Source organism: Pseudomonas sp. NFACC37-1 (assembly GCF_900101575.1).
GTDB classification, from domain to species: Bacteria; Pseudomonadota; Gammaproteobacteria; order Pseudomonadales; family Pseudomonadaceae; genus Aquipseudomonas; species Aquipseudomonas fluorescens_AA.
In genome coordinates this window covers 44,201-65,258 of the sequence record NZ_FMUZ01000029.1, presented here as the reverse complement: position 1 = coordinate 65,258, position 21,058 = coordinate 44,201, and the positions used below count along the sequence as shown (strand labels likewise).

The 21,058-nt window shown below is 63.6% G+C and carries 18 protein-coding genes; 2 read left to right on the top strand and 16 right to left on the bottom strand.

What is annotated here, in order from left to right; all coding sequences use genetic code 11:
- Positions 1-88: 88 nt before the first annotated feature.
- Entirely contained in the window at positions 89-1,258 is a 1,170-nt protein-coding gene (locus BLP82_RS23635; RefSeq protein WP_371914145.1) for an MFS transporter, read from the bottom strand.
- Positions 1,259-1,479: 221 nt separating this feature from the next.
- Between BLP82_RS23635 and BLP82_RS23630 the strand changes: the two genes are divergently transcribed.
- Positions 1,480-2,373, top strand: a complete 894-nt coding sequence (locus tag BLP82_RS23630; protein ID WP_092173630.1) for a LysR family transcriptional regulator — start codon at positions 1,480-1,482, stop codon at positions 2,371-2,373.
- Between the two features lie 31 nt (positions 2,374-2,404).
- Here the strand turns inward: BLP82_RS23630 and BLP82_RS23625 are convergent, their stop codons facing one another.
- On the bottom strand, positions 2,405-6,493 hold the full coding sequence (locus tag BLP82_RS23625) for a dermonecrotic toxin domain-containing protein (RefSeq protein ID WP_092173625.1): 4,089 nt from the start codon (positions 6,491-6,493) through the stop codon (positions 2,405-2,407).
- 507 nt (positions 6,494-7,000) lie between these two features.
- On the opposite strand from BLP82_RS23625, the gene BLP82_RS23620 reads away from it, so the two are divergent.
- Positions 7,001-7,534, top strand: coding sequence for a PAAR domain-containing protein (locus BLP82_RS23620; RefSeq protein ID WP_092173621.1), 534 nt, complete (start codon positions 7,001-7,003; stop codon positions 7,532-7,534).
- 375 nt (positions 7,535-7,909) lie between these two features.
- On the opposite strand, the gene BLP82_RS23615 is transcribed toward BLP82_RS23620, so the two are convergent.
- The 14 genes from BLP82_RS23615 to BLP82_RS23550 are packed head-to-tail and all read right to left on the bottom strand — an operon-like array spanning position 7,910 to position 21,025.
- Positions 7,910-8,356, bottom strand: coding sequence for a hypothetical protein (locus BLP82_RS23615; RefSeq protein ID WP_003197008.1), 447 nt, complete (start codon positions 8,354-8,356; stop codon positions 7,910-7,912).
- Positions 8,357-8,398: 42 nt separating this feature from the next.
- Complete coding sequence (locus BLP82_RS23610) at positions 8,399-9,625, bottom strand: beta-ketoacyl-ACP synthase (protein WP_092173616.1); 1,227 nt, start codon at positions 9,623-9,625, stop codon at positions 8,399-8,401.
- On the bottom strand, positions 9,625-10,353 hold the full coding sequence (locus BLP82_RS23605; protein WP_092173613.1) for a 3-ketoacyl-ACP reductase FabG2: 729 nt from the start codon (positions 10,351-10,353) through the stop codon (positions 9,625-9,627). Before BLP82_RS23605 ends, BLP82_RS23610 begins: the two co-directional genes overlap by 1 nt.
- A complete protein-coding gene (locus tag BLP82_RS23600; RefSeq protein ID WP_092173609.1) occupies positions 10,350-10,817 on the bottom strand; it encodes a hotdog family protein in 468 nt (155 codons plus the stop codon). Before BLP82_RS23600 ends, BLP82_RS23605 begins: the two co-directional genes overlap by 4 nt.
- Entirely contained in the window at positions 10,814-12,010 is a 1,197-nt protein-coding gene (locus BLP82_RS23595; RefSeq protein ID WP_092173604.1) for a beta-ketoacyl-[acyl-carrier-protein] synthase family protein, read from the bottom strand. Before BLP82_RS23595 ends, BLP82_RS23600 begins: the two co-directional genes overlap by 4 nt.
- Positions 12,007-12,489, bottom strand: coding sequence for a DUF3261 domain-containing protein (locus BLP82_RS23590; protein WP_092173600.1), 483 nt, complete (start codon positions 12,487-12,489; stop codon positions 12,007-12,009). Before BLP82_RS23590 ends, BLP82_RS23595 begins: the two co-directional genes overlap by 4 nt.
- Positions 12,486-13,214: a class I SAM-dependent methyltransferase gene (locus BLP82_RS23585; protein ID WP_092173596.1), complete on the bottom strand. Its 729-nt coding sequence runs from the start codon at positions 13,212-13,214 to the stop codon at positions 12,486-12,488. The genes BLP82_RS23590 and BLP82_RS23585 overlap by 4 nt, the downstream gene beginning before the upstream one ends.
- Complete coding sequence (locus tag BLP82_RS23580; protein ID WP_092173592.1) at positions 13,211-14,470, bottom strand: NAD(P)/FAD-dependent oxidoreductase; 1,260 nt, start codon at positions 14,468-14,470, stop codon at positions 13,211-13,213. Before BLP82_RS23580 ends, BLP82_RS23585 begins: the two co-directional genes overlap by 4 nt.
- Before the next feature lie 23 nt (positions 14,471-14,493).
- Positions 14,494-16,833, bottom strand: a complete 2,340-nt coding sequence (locus BLP82_RS23575) for an MMPL family transporter (RefSeq protein ID WP_092173587.1) — start codon at positions 16,831-16,833, stop codon at positions 14,494-14,496.
- The gene (locus BLP82_RS23570; RefSeq protein ID WP_092173584.1) at positions 16,817-17,410 is read right to left on the bottom strand and encodes an outer membrane lipoprotein carrier protein LolA; all 594 of its coding nucleotides are present in this window, start codon (positions 17,408-17,410) and stop codon (positions 16,817-16,819) included. The genes BLP82_RS23575 and BLP82_RS23570 overlap by 17 nt, the downstream gene beginning before the upstream one ends.
- The gene (locus tag BLP82_RS23565; protein WP_092173580.1) at positions 17,407-17,832 is read right to left on the bottom strand and encodes an acyl-CoA thioesterase; all 426 of its coding nucleotides are present in this window, start codon (positions 17,830-17,832) and stop codon (positions 17,407-17,409) included. The genes BLP82_RS23570 and BLP82_RS23565 overlap by 4 nt, the downstream gene beginning before the upstream one ends.
- Positions 17,825-19,369, bottom strand: a complete 1,545-nt coding sequence (gene hutH / locus BLP82_RS23560; protein ID WP_092173575.1) for an HAL/PAL/TAL family ammonia-lyase — start codon at positions 19,367-19,369, stop codon at positions 17,825-17,827. Before hutH ends, BLP82_RS23565 begins: the two co-directional genes overlap by 8 nt.
- Positions 19,350-20,294 carry an LpxL/LpxP family acyltransferase gene (locus BLP82_RS23555; protein ID WP_092173571.1) on the bottom strand — a complete coding sequence of 315 codons (945 nt, stop codon included), beginning with the start codon at positions 20,292-20,294 and terminating at the stop codon, positions 19,350-19,352. The genes hutH and BLP82_RS23555 overlap by 20 nt, the downstream gene beginning before the upstream one ends.
- Positions 20,291-21,025 (bottom strand): glycosyltransferase family 2 protein, encoded by a 735-nt coding sequence (locus BLP82_RS23550; protein ID WP_092173568.1) that lies wholly within the window; start codon positions 21,023-21,025, stop codon positions 20,291-20,293. Before BLP82_RS23550 ends, BLP82_RS23555 begins: the two co-directional genes overlap by 4 nt.
- Positions 21,026-21,058 lie beyond the last annotated feature (33 nt).

Genomic DNA, 21,058 nt, shown 5'->3' with positions numbered 1-21,058 from the left:
CGAAGGCTGCGATCTTTTGATTTTGATCCTTTCGCTCCGGACTCAATTGCCTGGGACGAGATCGCAGCCTCGTTGCGCTCGACAGCGCCTACATATTCCCCGGCAACAACGGCAATTTCGCCAGCTTCACCGCCACCCACAACGCAATCACCAGCAAGCCACCGATGAACAGGCCGATCCCGTTCCAGCCGCCCAGGTGCCAGGCCACGCCGCCGGCCGTGCCCGCCACGCTGGATCCGGCGTAGTAGCTGAACAGATAAAGCGACGAAGCCTGGCCCTTGGCCCTGAGGGCGCGGCGGCCGATCCAACTGCTGGCAACCGAATGGGCGCCGAAGAAACCGAAGGTGAACACCAACATGCCCGGGACCACCAGCCACAGCGGGGTGGCCATGGTCAGCACGAGGCCGGCCAGCATCAGCGCGATGGTCGCCCAGAGCATTTTGCGGCGACCGAGTCTGTCCGCCAGTGCGCCGACTTTGGCCGAGCTGTAGATGCCCGACAGGTACACCACCGACAGCAACCCGACAAAGGCCTGGTCCAGATGATAAGGCTCGGCCAGCAGGCGGTAGCCGATGTAGTTGAACAGCGTCACGAACGCGCCCATCAGCACGAAGGCTTCGAGAAACAGCAGTGGCAACCCGGCGTCGCGAAAGTGCAGGGTGAAACCGTCCAGCAGACTGCGCGGGTGCAGCGAACGGGGACGGAAGTTGCGTGACTCGGGAAGAATCCGCCAGAACACCGCCGCCGCGATCAACGCCAGGCCGCCAATCACCAGCATCGCGGTGTGCCAACTGACGAAGTCGATCAAGACCCCGGTGATCAGGCGCCCGCACATGCCGCCGATGGCGTTGCCAGCGATATACAACCCCATCGCCAGGCCGATGTGCTTGGGATGAATTTCTTCGCTCAGATACGTCATCGCAACCGCCGCCAACCCGCTCAACGACAGCCCGACCAAGGCGCGCAGCAGCAGGACGCCTTGCCAGGTCGGCATCATGGCGCTGGCGATCGTGCACACCGACGCGGCGAACAGCGCCGTCACCATCACCGATTTGCGGCCGATGCGGTCGGAAATCGGGCCGGTGATCAACAGGCCGATGGCGAGCAGGCCGGTCGCCACCGACAGGATCAGGCTGCTCTGCGCTGCGTTGATGGAAAACTCCCTGGACAGCAGCGGCATCATCGGTTGCACGCAATACAGCAGGGCAAAGGTCGCAAAGCCACCGCAGAACAGTGCCAGCACGGTGCGCATGAACATCGGCGTGCCTTTCTCGATGTAGAGGTCCTGGAGTTCGGCGACGACATCGTCCTGCGCACGCGGCGGAATTTCATGGGCCAATGGAGCGACAGCAGTTTTCACGGTGGACCTCGCAAGGACACGATCAGGCAGGCAATGAAAAAAGCATATAGCTGGCTAATGTTTCTATCCAATATATTATTCGACCTGTTTAAGACGTTTGACGACCTATTGGATGGCCCATGGAACTGCGTCACTTGCGTTACTTCATCGCCGTTGCCGAAGAGCTGCATTTCGGCCGCGCCGCGCTGGCCCTGGGCATCTCCCAGCCGCCGTTGAGCCAGCAGATCCAGGCACTGGAACAGGAGATTGGCGCACGGTTGTTCGAGCGCACCAATCGTCGAGTCGAATTGAGCGAGGCCGGGCGGCTGTTCCTTGAAGAAGCGCGACGGGTGTTGGCCCAGGTCGACAAGGCCGCCGACGTGGCCCGCCGTGCCCAACTGGGGGAACTGGGTGAGCTGAAAATCGGTTTCACTTCGTCGGCGCCGTTCAACTCCACCATTCCCCAGGCGATCTTCTCGTTCCGTCAGCGCTTCCCGGCGGTGCACCTGAACCTGCGGGAAATGAGCAGCACCCAAGTGGCCGACGCATTGCTGGATGAGGCGATCGAGGTCGGCATCATGCGGCCGTTGCCGCTGCCCGACGCCCTGAGGGAAATCGAACTCAGCCGCGAACCCCTGGTGGCCGTGCTCAGCGCCAAGCATCCCTTGGCCCAGGGTGATGAAAAAGGCCTGTTCCTCTCGGCGTTGGCCCAGGAACCGTTCGTGTTTTTCCCGCGCAGCTACGGCAGCGGCCTCTACGCGCAATTGCTGAGCCTGGCCCGCGACGCCGGCTTCAGCCCGCACTTCGCCCAGGAAGCCGGCGAAGCCATGACCATCATCGGCCTGGTCGCGGCAGGGCTGGGCGTATCGGTATTGCCGGCGTCCTACCAACGCATGCGTATCGATGGGGTGGTCTATCGACCGCTGCTCGATCCGGCGGCGGTCTCGGCCGTGTGGCTGGTTCAGCGCAAGGACCAGCGTTCGCCGATGGCGAAGGCGTTTGTGGATTTATTGACGCAAGGCACTGGCTGTTGATCCCCAACCACTCGACCTCGATTCGATCGACCTATCCTTCCCAGACCGTCGCGGGCTTATTGCCGTGGTAATCATAAAAGCCCTGGAGTATCCAGGTGTCGCCCTTGCGTTCGAACGCGGCGCGCCATGCGCCTTTGCCACCGCCGGGGGACAGTTGGGCCATGGTGTACCAGTAGTACCGATAGATTCGCTTGGTGGTTATCCTGCCGGCGCGGATATCTGCCAGGATTTCCCCGACCTTGGCTTCAGCCTCCTTGGAAAAGCTGGCGTATGACATCTGTGTTTCGGCCAATGGGCTGGTGCGGGTCTGGAATTTATCCGGCACAAGTTCCGGGGCGGGTAAAACCATGGGGGCGGTGGGTGGGGGTGTCCCTGTCACTTTGTTGGACTTGGCCTGTGTAACGATTTCGATGTCGAAGGGTTCATAGTTTGCGAGCGAACTGGTGAAGTTTGTAATGTCTTCGCCGGTGAGCAGCATGGTATTTCGCTGTGCCTTGCCTTTGTTGACAATGAGATAAGGCACTCGATTGTTCCTTATTTCCGTCAACAGGCCAGGCTTGTGCATGCGCTGCTTCTCTTCCCGAAGCGCAGCGATCATCTCGTTGTAGTAATCCTCCGAAACCATGTAGTTTCCTCGGGCGGCCTGCTCTTGCGGGCCATCCCCCGGATATAACGCCTGGGCCTTGGCATTCAATTTGGCTTCCACGGCGTGCAACATGGCCCGGGTGTCTTTGGATATCTTGTCCATGGCCACTCTTTTTCGGCCTTTATGAGGCGTGAAGGTCATGAAGACTGCGCCGGTCAGGTTGTCGGTGATGATGGTGGTGTGCACCTGGATTCGATCTTCGGTAAAGAACACGTTTTTGTGCGAAATGATCGTGTCATATATTTTTATTTTTTGTGTTTCGCTCAGTTCGACGTCAGGCGCGTTGGCTTCGATGTCTTTATAGCTAAGGGTCACGATTCGCCAAGTGTTCATCTTGTCCAGCAGATCGTCGTGGGCGACCTGATGCCGGGACAGATTGCCCCGGCCCTGGGTCAGGTCCCTTATTTTCGAGAGATAGGCGTTGAGGTCGAGGGCGCCTATGTCGGCCATGCTTTCGTCCAGTAGGCGTTCGAGCAGCGCGTCGGGCATGGTGTGGAAAATCTCCTTTGCCGTGTTGACGGCTTCGAGGGTGGGGTAGCGATTGTTGACCAGCACCCCTTCCACCAATGCATTGAAATTGCGTTCTCGCGGCGTCTGCGGGGCTCGTCTGAACAGGCTCTGGAGCGCGCCGCCTCCGCGTAGGCGCTGACGTTCTTCAACCCGCCAACGATCATTTTCCCAAATGACGGTCCGTTGGTTGGAGCGGTTGTTGGGTGCGTAGATGATTTGCTCGCCTGCCTGGACCGCGGTCTTGTAATAGCCGTTCCCCAGCATCAGGTAGCCTTGCCCGCTTGCATCCCGGTACCGGTGACGACCCTCGTGGATCAACCCGTGGCCGTCGAACCCTTTGAGCAGGTACGGCTCCAGCTCCGGGTCCGTCATGGGGGGGAGCGCCGATAGCGCCGGGCGTGCTTGTCTGCGACGGCGCCCGGCGCGGGCCATGATCAAGTCCTGCCCCGCCTCGGCGATGACTTCTCCCAGCCCGCCGATAAAATCAAGGGTCCACTGCTGCAGGCTGCCGTTCTCATCGTCTATCGCCGACACCGCGGCACCGCCGGCCATGGTCGGCAGGATCGCCCGTCCCAGCAGGCCGCCCAGCCGGCCTGCCGGGAACATCGACATCGCCCCCGTCAGCAACATGACGGCGCTGCGGCGTCCCTCTTGGGCGTAGGTGCTGTCGCGCTCGGCATGGGTCACCGTCAACATGTCCACCGTCTTGATCCCATGGGCGATTTGCGTCTCATGCAACGCTTTGAATAAATTCCCCTCGACCACGGGCGAAGCGATGGTCTTCGCGAAATCATCCTGTGCCCTGTCCTTGGCCCACGCGAAGACAGACTGTGTGACTTTCTTGATTTTTTCCTCGGGCGTCAGGTTCTCCGAGGTCGGTACCATGCTGGCAAGTTGCTTGGCCTGTTCGAGCAGCGGCAGGTGCGAAATGAGCCAACGGATCATCTGCGACGTGGCTGTGAGTGTTTGCACCAAGGTTGTTTCCAACGCCCGCGCGCTTGGCGCATCCACGTCCCTGAATGTCTTGCCGTCGGGGGCGCCTGGTGTGTAAAGCGTCAACGAGGGGCGGCTCGCCGTCGCCCTCACCCCAAACGCCAGCACTTCCCTCAGCACGTTGTCGCCCCATTGCAGTTGGCGGACCACCACCTCGTGCCCGTTGACCTTGTCGCGCACCGCTGCGGTCGGGCCGCCCAGTGCGGCCAGTACCAGTTTCAAGCCGGTATTGTCCCGGTCGTGCCGCAAGTCTCCCGAAATATGCGCGGCCCACACTTGGGCGCGCATCTGTTGCGCTTTGAGGGCCATCCACTGCGCCTGTCGTTCCCGGGCCACGCGTTGCAGCTCGACCGGAAGCCGGGCGCCGATGTTCGCCCTTTCAATGACGTCCACAATTTGCGCGAAGCTCAGAGGCCCTTCCACGGTCGGGTGAGGGGCCTGGCGTTCGTCCTGGGTCAGGTTGGACATCGCCCACTGCGTCAGGGAGCGACGGTCATCGACGACTCCCCTCACGCTGCCTTGCGAGACCCCGGAGCCGAACGGCGAGCTACCCGTTGGTGCGTGGGGATCGACCACGGTTCTTCTGATGCTCAGGGACACGTCCTCAGGGTCGACCGGCGGGTATTTCGCCTTGATGACATCGGCGAGCAACTGACGGGTCCGGTCCCGAAGAGCGTCCATGGTGGCCAGCGTCACCGGGTCCGGCGGCGGGGGCTGATCCGTCAGGGCGTTGTGCAGGGCCCGCGTCGCCGCCCACCATGCCAGGCGATCGCTGGCGGTAACGTGCGGGTTGCCGTGCAGCCAGTCATTGAGTCTCTTGAGGTTTAGCCGCAGTTCGCGCTCCTCCATGGCGTTCGCCAGGTCCAGCTTGTGGCCGATGTCCGCCGCCGCATCGACCCTGTTCATCCAGGCGGTGATTTCTTCCGATGCCGCGGGACCGTCCAGCACGGCATCGCGCACGGCGGTTTTCTGCCCTGTCCGCAGTTCCGTGACCAGGCGAGCGAGGAAGTGCTCGGTGACAGGCGCGATGTCGACTTCATCCCCAGCGTTGCCGTCTTGCGCCAGGCCGGCCTTGAGCGCCACGAGGGTGTCGTACAGTTGCAACGGCTGGCCCGGGCGGTACAGCACGGCATTTCCCGAATCGCTGGTGTTGTCATACCGCGACAAGGCCACGGCGCCCGACACCGGTACGCTGAAGCTCCACCGGCGGGGTGTGATCCCCAGGCTGAACACCCCGGGTCTGACCCGGTCCGCCAACTGTGCACGAGACGCTGCGTCCGGCGCCGACAACGCATAGTCGGTCAGCGTCTGGTGCATTTGCGGGCTCAATGTCGTGTCCAGCCGATGCAGGTCGGCCTGGGCTTTTAGTTGCCTGGCGAGTTCGTCCGTCAGCCAGTCGCCGACGTTGCGGTCCTGGCTGAAGTCGGCCGGCTTGTTCCAGAACTCATCCAATGCACGGGTGAGCAGTCGTTCATAAAGCGCCGGCGTGGCGCTGATCAGCCGCTTGATTTCAGCTTTTGCGGCGTGCTCGTTCAGGGCGACGGGCGCTGTGGTGGTGCCGTCCCGATGGATGACAGTCTCGATGTCGTCCAGGTCACGGAAGAACGCCCGCGGATCGATCCTGCCAGCGACGACTTGCAGCAAAAGGGTTTCGAGCAAGCGGGTGTCCGTCACCGTCTTACCGGTTGCTGGCTCATCGCCTGTGCGCTGCACAGGCGGGATCGTCTCTTCGCGTAGCATGCGCACGGACAGCTCGTGTACCGTCATGCTGCCCGCCAAGGCCGGGAAGGTTCTCCTGAACCAATAATCCAGGTGTTGCCTCATCACATTGGAAGGCCGTGGGATGGCGTCGTTCAGGCGGATCATCTGTTGCTGCGACGCCTTGAGCTGGCTGATCAGCGGGGCATCCGGCAGCGCGGCGCTGTCGGCGAACGGCAAGTCATGGGACGTTGTAAGGGAGGTGTGTTCCACTGCTTTTCTTCCTGGAGGAATGTTGGCAGTACAACCTATTCAGGAAAAGTTCGGGTGGGTGGTATATAGGTACCGCATGCGGGGAGGGGCGATAGGGTAAGCACCATCAATGAGCGCTATGACGTGAGCGCTGACGGATCATTGAGTGATTGTGAGGAATGCCAAAATAGCTTCGCGAGTCGCCTGCGTTTGTTCCTCTCGAGTGGTCCCCGCCGATGGTGAGTAGTGGAGTAGCCAATTTGTGCTTGGAAAATGCCAGGTTGTTGTTCGCGTCATCCTTGAATCAGGGTGAGGGCTGCTTTGCCAAAGAAACGAAAGTGCCTTTCGGCTGTAGGAAAACGCGCATTTCTAGTTGAGACACTTCCTATTCGTTTCAGGTACCACGCCGTTGGGATTGCCATTCACCTGTGCTGCGACGTCTTATTCATCATTCCGAATCGTCCGGCTCAATGCTCCTTCCCAGCGGCAAGGGGCGCAGCCTGAAGCCCATGAATAAGGCCCCTGGAAATGCACTCATCTTTGGATGCCCTCTACACCAACGAAATCTCCCGTGAATCTCTCCGTCACTTGGATGACTTGTACTTGGAGCAACGCCACCTGGAGGGTTACGGCGAAGAAGTCGCGGCATTCGTCAATCGACAAAAAGCATTCGTCCAAGCGCATCCGCCCATCGCTATTTATCGAGTGGCCACCGAGGGCAGCCAGACGCGTTACGGCGGAACGATCCAGCAGGTGTCATCTTCGTTGACGTTCACTTTGGATAATGGCTGGAAAGTGTGCGCCGCGCAGAAAGGCGACCAGGTGGTGTATGCCGATGGCAGCACGGCACGGATCATCACCGGCGCGGGGGAAGCCAATAGCAATATCGCGCTGGTCGGCAGTCGCTTGAGCAATGGTGACGAAATCATCAATACGCTTCAGAAACGTTTCCTGATCATCGTGCGTGAAGGCGTGCCGATGGCGGAGGATTTCCTGCCTGCTCTTAAACGGGCGGATGTTCATCGCCTGCACTCGAATGGGATGAAGGAAGACATCCCATGAACGAGGGGCTGCTGCGCAGCCCAGCGGGAGCAAGCTCGCTCCCACAGTGGAACTGTGGTGTTCGCAATATCCGGGTACGGCACCCAACCCAGTGGGAGCGAGCTTGCTCGCGATGACGGCAGCACAGCCAGCATCTCAGGTACTGACCCAACGCTATCGCGAGCAAGCTCGCTCCCACAGTGGAACTGTGGTGTTCGCAATATCCGGGTACGTCACCCAACCCTGTGGGAGTGGGCTTGCTCGCGATGACGGCAGCACAGCCAACATCGTCGGTACTGACCCAGCGCTATCGCGAGCAAGCTCGCTCCCACATGAGGGTTGTTGGATGGCCTGGCATCAATTGCCAGGCTTCCCGAATGGCCCCAAAGGCGCTTTTTATTGCACCTTCGCCAAATCCCCTTTCAACGCAACACCGGCCATGATCGCGCCGGCGTGGCATTCGTAGGTGGTGGGGTCTTTGCGTTCGTTGCTCTTGTAGAAGCTGACGATGTTGGTGACGGCGTTGGCGCCGGCGTTCTTGGCGGCCTGGTGCAGGCTGATCAGGGCTGATTGCAGCACCCATTCGCAGGCCACTTCATCGGACTTGTTGAAGGCGTTGGTTTTCTTGTTGGTCACGGCGCCGGGGCTGACCACGGTGACGTTGCCAGCCGGTTTGTTGCCGGCCAGGTAGAACTTCACGCTGCCGTCGATCTTGCCGGTGCGGATGGCTTCGGCGACGACCTTGTCGAACGGCAGGAACAGCGCGGTATCACGGGCCTGGCTGAGGCTTGGCAGGGTGCTGAGCAGCAGGGCGGCGGTCACGGCGATTTTCTTCAACGACATCATGGTCTCCTTGACGTAGGGGTAACGGGTTTTGAATCCGATTCAGCGCCAGCGGCGGAAGATCAGCGAGGTGTTGACCCCACCAAAGGCGAAGTTGTTGTTCATCACGTATTCGTTGCTCATCGACCTGAACTCGCTGCGCAGGTAGTCGAGCTGGCCGCATTGAGGGTCGACCTCATCGAGGTTGAAGGTGTGCACGTACAGATCGCTGTTCAGCATTTCGATGCTGAACCAGGATTCCAGCGCTCCGCAGGCACCCAGGGTGTGGCCGAGGAAGCTCTTCTGCGAGCTGATGGGCATGTGCTCGCCAAACAGGCTGCTGGTGGCCAGGGTTTCGGCAATGTCGCCCTGTTCGGTGGCGGTGCCATGGCCATTGACGTAGCCGATGGCCGAGGGTTCGAGGCCGGCATCTTCCAGGGCCAGTTCCATGGCCCGGCGCATGGTGACCAGTTCGGGGCGGGTGGCGTGCTGGCCGTCGGCGTTGCTGCCGAAGCCAACGATCTCGGCATGAATCCGTGCGCCACGGGCCAGGGCGTGTTCCAGTTCCTCAAGCACGAGCATGCCGGCGCCTTCGCCGATCACCAGGCCATCGCGGCCTTTGTCGTAGGGACGCGGGCTGGTTTGCGGCGCATCGTTTTTCAGGCTGGTGGCGTAGAGCGCATCGAAGACCATCGCTTCGGTCGGGCACAGTTCTTCCGCACCGCCGGCCAGCATCAACGGCAGGCGCCCGAACTTGATGGCTTCGTAGGCATAGCCGATGCCGTGGCTGCCGCTGGTGCAGGCGCTGGAAGTGGGGATCAGGCGTCCGGTCAGCCCGAAGAAGATGCTGATGTTGGCCGCCGTGGTGTGGGGCATCATGCGCACATAGGAGTTGGCATTCAGGCCTTCGGCCACGCTGTTGAGCAGCATGTTGCCGAACGCCTTGATCTCGTCGGTGCTGCCAGTGGATGAACCGCAGGACACGCCCATACGCCCGTCCTTGATCGATTCGTCGCCCAGCAGGCCAGCGTCGGCCAGGGCCTGTTCCGCCGCCGCGACCGCCAGGCGCGAGACCCGCCCCATGCTGCGCAATTGCTTGCGGGTCCAGTGGGCCGGGACCTGGAAGTCGTCGATGGGGCCGGCCAGGCGCGTGTTCAGTTCACTGAAACGGTCCCACTCATCCATGCGCCGGATGCCGCTGCGGTTGGCGGCGAAATTGGCGGCGATGGTTGGCCAGTCGCTGCCCACCGAGGTGATGCCGGCCATGCCGGTGACGACGACGCGCTTCATCAGCACAAGCCTCCGTTGACGGCCAGGACCTGCCGGGTGATGTAGCCGGCTTCGGCGGACATCAGGAAGTTCACCGCGCCGGCCACTTCTTCCGGGGTGCCCATGCGCTGGGCGGGGATCATTTTCATCAGTTCTTCCACGGGTACGTTTTCATCGAGCATGGCGGTGTCGATCAACCCCGGCGCGACGCAATTGACGGTGATCTTGCGCTTGCCCAGCTCGATTGCCAACGCCTTGGCCGCGCCGATCAAACCGGCCTTCGAAGCGCTGTAGTTGACCTGGCCGCGATTGCCGATCAGCCCGGAAACCGAAGTGATGCAGACGATCCTTCCGGCGGCGCGACGACGGATCATCGGCATCATCACCGGGTGCAGTACGTTGTAGAAACCGTCGAGGTTGGTGCGCATCACCACATCCCAGTCGTCTTCGCTCAGGGCCGGGAAGGCGCCATCGCGGGTCAGGCCGGCATTGAGCACCACGCCGTAATAGGCGCCGTGGGTTTCGACGTCGGCTTCGAGAATCGCCTTGCAGGCGGCGCGGTCGGCCACGTCGAATTGCAGCACCCGGACGTTGCGGCCCAGGGCCTGGATTTGTGCCTGGACCGCCTCGGCCTCGGCGCGGCCGCTGCGGCAGTGCAGCACGATGTCGTGCCCGGCCTGGGCCAGACGCAGGGCGATGGCGCGGCCGATGCCACGGCTGGAGCCGGTGACCAGTACGGATTCAGTCATGGCGGGGTTCCTGTTGCGGACGGTTCATGAAGGTAATGGGCAGCCTGGGGCGGACGGAATACATTGAGCCGGGCCGTGGCATGGATGCCGGGGGCGTGGATGTGGCATTCGAACACGCCCATGCCGTTGTCGTCTTCCAGGGAGCGCACGCCGTGGATGGTCAGCTCGACGCCGACGGGAAAACACTCGACGTTGCATTCGAACTTGCGGGTGCCGAGCAAAAAGCCCAGGGCCACGGCATCACCCCGTTGGCGTGCATGGCAACCGGCAAAGGCCGCGACACTCTGGGCCATCAGCTCGATGCCGACCCAGGCCGGCAGAGCGCCGTCGTCGCGGTTGAACAAACCGCCGGGCTTGACGGTGGCGTGGGTGTGGATCTGTTCGTCATCGAACGACAGGATCCGGTCGATGAGGATCATGTCGCCGGCATGGGGCAGCAGTTCGGCGAGCGGCCAGTCAATCATGGGGCGTCTCCGATAATCAGGCTGACGTTGTTGCCGCCGAAGGCAAATGAATTGCTCATCAGGCGGCGCGGGGTGAACGGGTTCAGGCGGGTGCTGGTGGTGACCCAGTTCAGCGCTGGCAGGGCCGGATCGGCCTGGCCGTCCCAGATGTGCGGCGGCAGGGCCTGGGCAGTGTTTTGTGTGCTCAGGGCCAGCCAGCAGAACGCCGCTTCCAGTGCCCCGGCCGCGCCGAGGGTATGGCCGGTCATGGGTTTGGTGGACGAGCAGGGCACGCCCGCCGGGAACAGCGCGGCCACGGCCTGGCTTTCCATGGCGTCGTTGTGTTGCGTGGCGGTGCCATGCAGGTTCAGGTAGTCGATCTGGCGGGCGTCGAGGCCGGCGCAGCGCAGGGCTTTTTCCATGGCCTGGCGCGCGCCGCGACCGCTGGGTTCGGGCGCGGAGATATGGTGGGCATCGGAACTGGCGCCGTCGCCGAGCAAGGCTATCGGTGTTCCCTCGCCTGGCGTCTTGCTCATGAGAAACAGCACCGCCGCTTCGCCAATGTTGATGCCGCTGCGGTTCACCGAGAACGGATTGCAGCGTTCGTTCGACACCGCTTCCAACGCGGAAAAACCGTTGAGGGTCAGTTTGCACAGGCTGTCCACGCCACCGCACAGCACTGCATCGCACAGGCCCAGGTCCAACAGGCGCCGGGCGCTCATCAAGGCGCGGGCGCTGGAGGTACAGGCCGTGGAAATCACGTAGGACGGGCCGCTCAGGCCGAGCCAGTCGGAAAGAAAGTTGGCCGGCGCGCTGAGTTCCTGTTGCTGGTAGTCGTAGCCGTCGGGGAAGCGCTGCTCGCGCAGGTAGTGGGCAATGCCCTGGCTGGCCTCATCGATGCCCGACGTGCTGGTGCCCAGGACGATGCCGATGCGAGCGCGCCCGTAGGCCTGGATGGCCTGGTCGATCTCCGCGCGAATCTGCAGCCCCGCTTCCAACAGCAGTTGATTATTGCGGCTGCGTTGTGCCGCCAGGGCAGGGGGGATGGGCGCGAGTTCGCCTGGTACCGCGGCGACCGGCAAGGCCCGTTCGGCCACCCAGCCATCCTCGCAGCGCACGCCCGAGCAGTCGCCGGCAAACAGGTTGCGCGCGACAGTGTGCTTGTCGCGGCCCAGGGCGCAGATCACCCCGAGGGCATTCAGGTAGGCGGTCATGGGGCGTTCTCGGTCAACGGTGTGATGCGGTAGCGGGGGCCTTGGGGCAGGCTCATTTCGAAATCCAGCGGCTGCGTGTAGCGCACCTGCCAGCGATTATCGAGGGTCCGTTGCGACGCCTGTCGCCGGGCCGCCGGATAGTTGCCGGACAGTTCGGCGTCGGGGGTCAGGGCAAACAACAGCGCGGCGAACAACTCCCGGGCCTCGGCATTGGGTGGCAGCAGACCGTCGGCCTGCCACTGGCCGTCGACCAGGCGCTGGCGGGCCACGGGAATGCCCAGCGGGTCCATCATCGACCAACGGATGCCGGTGTCTTCGCGCTGGATCACCAGTAGCCAGTCCTGGCGTTGGCCGGCCAGGGTCCGCTCGATGTGCAGTTGCATCGGCAACGTCAGGGTCGGTGTGCGGGCGGGCAGCGGCGCCTGGCTGGCGCAGGCGCTGAGCAGCAACACACAGGCGATCAGCAGGCCACGGATCATCCGGCAGCCCCTTCGCCAGGCTTGCGCGCCACCACATTGACCAGGGTTTCCTCACGCTCGCCAAATGGCTTGGGCCGGCGCAGGCCAAAGCGCTCCAGCAGGCCGAAATCCCTGGCACGGCTCCACCACAGGTACGGGTAGGAGACGTTGCGGTCTTCGAACCGGAACCCTTGATCGCGGATCATCTGCAGGTACTGCGCGGCACTTTTCTGCACGTGCATGGGGTGACGGAACAGCCAGCGGATCACCCAGGTATCGATGTAGGCTTCGGTGGATTCGGCGAACATCAAATAGCCGCCGGGCTTGAGTACGCGGTAGAACTCGGCGAGGGCTTTTTCCTGCTCCACCAGGTGATGGAACGTCTGGTGGCAGAACAGCAGGTCGACGCTGGCGTCGGGCACCGCCAAGGTCGCGCAGTCGCTGCCGATCAGTTCCACGCTCATGCCTTGGCGCGCGGCTTCCTCCCGGCTCAGGTCCAGGCTGTGAGGGTCGGCATCCACGCCGATCAGGCGTTGTGGCGCGAACACCTGGCGCAGGTACTGGAATGATTTGCTCTGGCCGCAGCCGGCGTCCAGCAGCACCGGGTTGGCCGGCAGCGCGGTGCTGAACAGGCTGCGCAGGTCGTTGATCGCCACGCGCAACACGTGGTGCTGCCAGGTGTGGCTGCGCAGGAACCAGAAGCCGAAGCGGGTTTCTTCAACGTAGTTGTCGCTCAGGTAGCTCATGGTTGCTGACTCGGCGCCGGGCTTGCGCAGATTTCCGAGAGCATGCGCAGGCGCCGCTTGGGTTCACTGACAAACGGGTTGCGTTGATCCCAGGCGTAGCCAGCCAGGATCGAACTGATCATGCGCCGGATGTCGTCCGAGCCTTCGGTGTAGAAAATCACGTCCTGGAAGGTACCGGCGTACCAGCCTTCGACATAGCAGCGGAAGGTGTCGACGCCGCGCTTGAGCGGCTCGGCAAACTCGCTTTGCCAATCGACGCTTTCACCTTGGAGCTGGCGGTGGAGTACATCGGCGGCCATGCTCGCCGAACGCATGGCAATGGTCACGCCGGAGGAGAACACCGGGTCGAGGAATTCCGCGGCGTTGCCCAACAGGGCAAAGCCCGGGCCGTGCAGGGTCTTGACGTTGGCCGAGTAGCCGCCGATGGTCCGGGCCGGGGTGTCCCACTCCGCATTTTGCAGTACGCCGGCCAGGCTTGGGGTTTCGTCGATGAAACCACGCAGGCAGGCATCGAGGTCGTCGGTGCGGCCGGCGAAATGTTCCGCCGCCGCGACCACGCCCACCGAGCAGCGCCCGCCGCTGAACGGAATGGTCCAGAACCACACGTCACGTTTGCTCGGGTGGGTGGTGATGAGGATCTTTTCCCGGTCGAACGCCGGAGCGTCGATGCGATCCTCGATGTGCGTGAACACCGCCTGGCGCAGCGGGAAGTTCGACGGCGCCTCAAGGTCCAGCAGGCGCGGCAGGACGCGACCGTAGCCGCTGGCATCGAGCACGAAGTCAGCCTCGACGCAGTACTCGCTGCCGTCTTCACGCTGCACGCCCAGTCGTGGTTTGGCGAGGGTGAAATCGGCACTGGCAATCGCTTGGCCGTAGCGGATTTCCACGCCTTGCAGGGCGGCCTGGTCGGCCAGCAATTTGTCGAAGTCGGCCCGTTGCACCTGGAAAGTGGTGGGCTTGCCGTTGCTGAAGGTATCGCCGAAGTCGAAGGCGCTGTAGCGCTCGCCCCAGGCGAACGCGGCGCCGTTCTTGCGCTGGAACCCGGCGGCATTCACCGCGTCGAGCATGCCGGCTTCTTCAACGAAATCCAGGCAATGGGACAGCAGGCTTTCACCGATGGAGAACCGTGGGAAATGCTGGCGTTCGATGACCAGCACATCGTGGCCCTTGCGCTTGAGCAGCGCGGCGGCGATGGCCCCGGAGGGACCGGCACCGATGATGACGACCTGGCGATATTCCGTTTCAGTGACAGGCATTGGGATTCCTTGAATATCCGTAATCATCGTTGGTCTTCTTGAGCGGATGCGGGGTGTTCGTGACGCCCGGCCCACGGCGCCAGCATGAAGCTGAAAGCCAGCCCCAGGCTCACCGCCAGGCCAAAATTACTCACTGCCGGTGTGCTGGACAGCGCCAGCAAGCCGAACGACAGCCAGGTGGTGATCGCTGCCAGGAAAGTGCCTAGCAGGCTCACCGCTGCGCCACCAATCTGCTCGCGCATCAGGATCGCGTAATCGACGCCGATGGCCGTCACCAGCAGCAGGCCGAACAGGCTGAACAGCGTCAGTGGCTGCCCCAGCCAGCCAAGGCTCGCCAGGCTGCACAGCGCGGCCAGCAATGGCAGGGCGACGATGCGCAAGGCCGCACCGACCCCGAACGGCCAGATCAGCACCAGCACGATCAGCACGCAGGAGGCCAGTTTCAACTCGGCGGCGCTGACCTGCGTGGCGGCGAAGACTCGGTTCAGGTCGCCCAAGCGATCCACCAGTTGTACCCCCGGCAGGTCCACGGCTTGCACCCGCAGCAGCGCGGCATCGTTCAAGCCTTGCAGGCTGATCATGGCGGCCACGCCTTGGGCGGTGGGGCCGAGCCAGAGGGTGCGGTACGGCTCGGCCAGGGGCCCGGCCAGCGCGGCATCGATGTCGGTCACCGGCAAGGCCTGCAATTGCGCCAGTTCCGCTTGCAGCGCGGCGACCGGCACGCCCAGGTCCAGCAACGGCTGCCAGACAGCTGGCAAGCGGGCCAGGGCCTCACGCACCTTCTGCTGTTCGGCGGGTGGGCTCACCAGTTGGTTCAGCGACAGGTAGCCCTGGAGTTTTTCCAGGGCGATCAACTGATCCAGCCGCTCGTTGAGGGCGGTCTGGCGCTCCAGCAGTTGAGACTGATCGTCGGCGCGGATCAGGAAGAACTGGCTGGTGGGCTGGAAGCCGGTGATGCGCGCGATGTCGCGGGCTTCGTCGGTGAGGTGCTGGGGCGTGCCGATCCACTGGCGGATGTCGTTTTTCGTGGTCAGGTGCCAGAGGCCGCCCGCGCAGAAGCTCAGCAGCAACACCAGCAGCACTGGCGTCGGCACCCGTGCCAACAACGCCTGGCGGATCTGGAGCAGGCCTTCGCACAGCCGCAGCGGCCACTGGGCCGGACGCAAATCCGCACCGTTGAGCAGCGCTGGCAACAGGCACACGGCGGTCAAGTAGGCACCCACCAGCCCGGCGGCGGAAAATATCGCGATCTGGGTCAGGGCCGGGAACGGCGTCCAGGCCAGGGCCAGGTAGCCAATGCAGGTGGTCGCCAGGCTCAGGCTCAGCCCCGGCAGGGTCAGGCGCAAGGCCGGCCAACTGCGCCATGGCTTGAGGCTCCAGCTCTTGGACAGGTAGTGCAGGGGGTAATCCACCGCGACGCCGATCAGGCTGGACCCCAATACCAGGGTCATCACATGCATGCGTCCGAACAAGGCCACGCACGCCACCGCGCCGAACAGCATGCCCACCAGCACCGGCACGAACGCCAGCCACACCCGCAAGCGTCGGAAGGCCAGCAACAGCAGCAGTAGAATGCCGACCGTCGCGCCACCGCCGACCCAGGTGATTTCCCGCGACGCCTGTTGCTGGCCGCTGGCGGCGTACAGCAGGCCGCTGGCCGCCAGCAGTTGCCCTTGGGCCTGGCTCGCCTGGTCGCGGCTGCGTTGCAGCAGCTCGGCCACTTGCAGCGGCAGGTTCATGTCGAAGGCGGTACCCTGGGCACGGGCCCGCAGCATCACCCAACTTTTACCGTCGGCATCGGCGACCAGAGCCCCGCTGCCGATGTCGAATTTGATCGCGCCGCGTTGGGGCTGGCTGTTCTGGATACGCCCGGTCAGGCCCAGCCAATCGTCCTGGTTCGGCACCAGGCTGAAGCCGCTGAACGGGTCGAACAGGGCCTGCACCCGTTGCTGGATGAACGCCTGGGGCTGTTCGATCAGTTGCTGCCGGTCCGCTGCCGAGAGCATTGCCAAGCGCCCGTTGAGCAGTTGCGTACGCAGCGCCGGCAAGTCGGCCTGCATTGTCCACTGCACCTTGTCGAACAGGCCGCTGGCTTGCCATCGCTCGCCGAGGGTTTGCGCCAGGGCGATGGCTTGCTGGCGATCGGCATGCCCGACCAGCACCAGCACCTCGCGGTTGAGCGGTTCCTGCATGCGCTGTTCGGCGATCAGTTCCAGGGCATCGGGCGACGTGCCCGGCACCAGCTCCATGAGATTGGCCGACAGCGGCGCGCCGTTGCGCCACTGCCAGCCGGCGAGCGCGAGCACGGCCAGCAGCAGGATCAGGAACAGCCGGGGCAGCATCCGTTCACTCGGCAAAATCATGTTGCTCCGCTTCGCTCAAAGGTTGCGCGCTGGTGGCGTCCTGCATACGCAGCACGGTGCTGTCGCCCTGGGTTTCCAGCAGTTCGATGCGCTGGACCAGTTCGCCGCCGTCAATGTTGATCTGGTTGAAGACCTGCTTGAGCAGCACCGAGCGCGGGGTCAGGGTGAGTTTCCACTGCTGCGGTTCGCCCGACAGGCTCAGTTCGAAATCCCGTTGCAAGCCACTGCTGTCGCCCTGCAATACCGCCAGGAACAGGCGGTTCTGCTCGGCGCCGGCGCTCTTGTTCGGCAGCATCTGCCAGGCATTGCCATCCCGCCGGGCGATGCCCTGGGCGGTAATGCGGTAGTCCTGTTGCAGCGGGGTTTGCAGCAGCCACAGCAGGCCGTGGTTTTTCGCCAGTACGAAGCGGCCCTTGCTGGTGAGCGGCTGGGGCAGGGCACGCAGGTGTTTTTCCTGGATGAACTGGCCGTGGATCACCTCTGGGCGGGCCAGTTGGTCGCTCAACTGCTGCAGGTCGAAGGCCTGGGCCAACGGCGCCAGGCAACACAGCAGCAACCAGATCGACAAACGTTTCATGGCAGTTTCCTTTCGACGGCTTCGACAAAGACCCGGGGCGAGGCCAGCAGCATTTCGCGGCTGGCGATGTCCACAGCCACTTGTACCGAACTGGCGCGGGTCAGGCGCTCGCCGGTGGCTGCGTCGCTGATCAGGTAATTGATCTTCAGCCGGTTTTCCCACTCCACCAGGCTGGCACGCACGGTCAGGGCCTGGCCGAACACGGCGCTGCGCACGTAGCGCAGTTGCAGGTCGATGACCGGCCACGCATGGCCGGATTCGAGCATGTCGTTGTAGTTGTGGCCGATCAGGTCGAGCAGCGCACAGCGGGCCACTTCCAGGTATTTGACGTAGTGGCCGTGCCAGACCACGTTCATCGAATCGACGTCGAAAAACGGCACCACAATGGGGGTGTCGACGTGCAGAACGCCTTGGCTACGCATGCAGCCTCCAACGTTGTTCGGCGATGCGTTGCAGGCACAGGCGCAGTTCGCCTTCCAGGGCGCGGTCTTCGATGACCGGGGCGAAATCCTCCGCCAGTTGCTGGTGCATGGCGGCCAGGGCCGGCGGCAACGGCCGCGCGTCTTCGCCGCGACTGCGCAACCATACGCCCTGGTTGGCCGCCAGCAACGTGGCGGCGGCGACCTGTTCGGTCAGTTCCAGCACGCGGATCGCGTCCCGGGCGGCGATGGTGCCCATGCTCACCTTGTCTTGGTTGTGACATTCGGTGGAACGTGAGAACACGCTGGCCGGCATGGTGTTTTTCAGGGCCTCGGCGGTCCAGGCGCTGGTGCCGATCTGCACGGCCTTGAACCCGTGGTTGAGCATCGCCCGCTCGGCGCTCGCGCCGGACAGGTTGCTCGGCAGGCCGTGGTTGTAGCGCTCGTCCACCAGCAAGGCAAGTTGCCGGTCGAGCAGGTCGGCGACGTTGGCCACCAGGTTCTTCAGGCTGTCCATGGCGAAGGCGATATGCCCGCCGTAGAAATGCCCGCCGTGCAGCACGCGCTCGGCTTCGGCGTCGATGATCGGATTGTCGTTGGCGCTGTTGAGTTCGGTCTCGATGAACGAGCGCAGCCAGTTCAGGCTGTCGGCCAATACGCCGAGCACGTGGGGGGCGCAGCGCAGGGAATAGCGATCCTGCAGGCGATGCAGCGGCGCGGTCGGCGCATCGATCGCCAGGTCCTTGCGCAGCCACGCGGCGACCTGCATTTGCCCTGGGTGTGGCTTGGCGGCGAACAGGCGCTCGTCGAAATGTTCCGGGTTGCCTTGCAGGGCGACGACGTTCAGCGCGGTGATGCGGGTCGCCAGTTGCAGCAGGTAGTCGGCGCGGGCGAAGGCCAGGCAGGCCAGGCCGGTCATCACAGCGGTGCCGTTCATCAGCGCCAGGGCTTCCTTGGGCCGCAGCACCAGTGGGGTCCAGCCCAACTCACGGTGCACGTCGGCGGCCAGGCGCCGCTCGCCGCGGAACATCACTTCCCGTTCGCCGGACAACGTGGCCGCCACATAGGACAGCGGCGTCAGGTCACCGCTGGCGCCCACCGAGCCTTCTTCCGGGATCAACGGCAAGATGTCGTGTTCGAGGAAGGCCTGGAGCCGTTCCAGCAGTTCCACCCGCACCCCCGACACGCCGTGGCACAGCGACTGCAAGCGCGCCGCCAGCACTGCGCGGGTGGCCTGGGCGTCCAGCAGCTTGCCCAGGCCACAGCCGTGGAACGTGTACAGGTGACGCGGCAGGGCCTCGACGTGGTGCAGTGGTACCGCCACCACGCAAGAGTCACCGTAGCCGGTGGTCACGCCGTAGATCACGCCTTCCTTGTCCAGCAAGGAGTCGAGGAATTGCGCACCCTTGGCGATGCGCTGGCGGAACGCCGGGTCATCCTGCAACTGCGTCGGGGCCTGACGGTTGGCCAGGGCCAGCACATCTTCGATGCGCAGGGGGCGTTCGCCGAAAGTTACCGGCTCAAGAGTGGGCATCGTCATCGGTCTTCCAGAAAGGGTAAAAGTTGAACCACTGTTGGGGGCCTTGGAGGCAGTACTGCGCCAGGCGCTCGGCATAGTGGCCGGCCCAATGGGCGATCGCTTGCTCGCGGTCGTTGCGTTTCCACACCACGGCCTCGGCGAAGGGCTCGAGGGTGACGCGATAGCGCCCCTCATGCTTGAGGCACATCAGCAGGTTGACCGGGCATTTCAGCAGGCCAGCCAGCAGCCAGGGTCCTTGGGGGAATGCCGCCGGGTGGCCCATGAAGTCCACGATCACGCTGCGCCCGCCGTGCAGCGGTACGCGGTCGCCGGCAATCGCCAGCCACTCGCCGCGCTCCAGGCGCTCGCTCAGTTGCAACATGATCACCGGGTTCAGCTCACTGACCTGGATCAGCCGCAAGTGCGTGGCGCCGGCCTCGCCCAGCAAACGGTTGAACTGCTCGGCGTGCTTGGTGTGCACCAGCACGTTCATGGTCACTTTCTCGCCCAGTTCGGCCAGGGCCCGGCACATCTCCAGGTTGCCCAGGTGCGCGCCCACCAGCATTTGCCCGCGAGCATCGCGCAGGTGATTGCGCAGCAGCGCCGGGTCGACGATTTCGATCTGGTCGATGCTCAGCTTGCCGTTCCAGACGTCGAGCTTGTCGAGCAAGGAATCGGCGAACGCCATGAATTGCCCGAACACCCGCCAGCGGGTCGGGCGCAGTTCGGGGCGTGCGCTCCAGTCGGCCAGGCGTTGCTGGTATTGCCAGGCCGCCTGGCGCGCGCTGCGGCCGAAAATGAAAAAGTACAGGACGATGCCGTACAGCACCGGGGTCAGCAAGCGCCGGCCGAGCACCTTGGCGGCGAGCGCGGTGAGTTTCATCAGCCAGAAACTGCCGCGCTCCTGGCGGTCGGCCCAATGTTGCTTGTCTGCCTGAAGGCTCATGTCCGCCACCGTCGCCAGAGGATCAGGGGCGCGCGCACCAGCATGCCGAAGAACAGCCGGGTGTGCATGCTGGAAATCAGCACGTTGTCGTGGAACAGGCGAAAATGCGAAACCCCGTCCTGAGGGTAATGGACCCGGGTGTGCAGCCAGTGCATCGGCTGATTGCGCCAGGCCAGGCGCACCAGGATGTCCGAGTCGAAATCCATGCGCTTGCCGATATTGGCCGAGTCGATCAGCGCCAGGGTCGGTGCCAAGGGGTAGACCCGAAAGCCGCACATCGAGTCGCGGATTTGCAGGGACAGGCTGTTGATCCAGACCATGACGTGGGTCAGGTAGCGCGCGTACAGGCGACCTTTCGGCACACTGGCGTCGTAGTGCGGATAGCCGCAGATCACTGCGTCCGGGTGGGCACGGGATTGCTCGATGAAGGTCTTCACGTCGCCCAGGTCGTGCTGCCCGTCGGCGTCCACTTGCAAGGCGTGGCTGAAACCCAGGCGCGACGCTTCCCGCAAGCCGGTCATGACCGCGCCGCCCTTGCCCTGGTTGACGGCCAGCCTGACCAGATGCACCTGCTCGCCCTCGGCCAGCCGTTCCAGTACGGCGGCACATGCCGGGTTGCTGGCGTCATCCACCAGCACGCAGGGCAGGCCGTTGGCGAGCAACGCCTGGACCACCGCCGAGATGGCGGTTTCGTGGTTGTAGACCGGGATGACGGCGCAGGGGTTATGCATATTTTCCGCCTTCCAACGAGCCACTGTGCACCG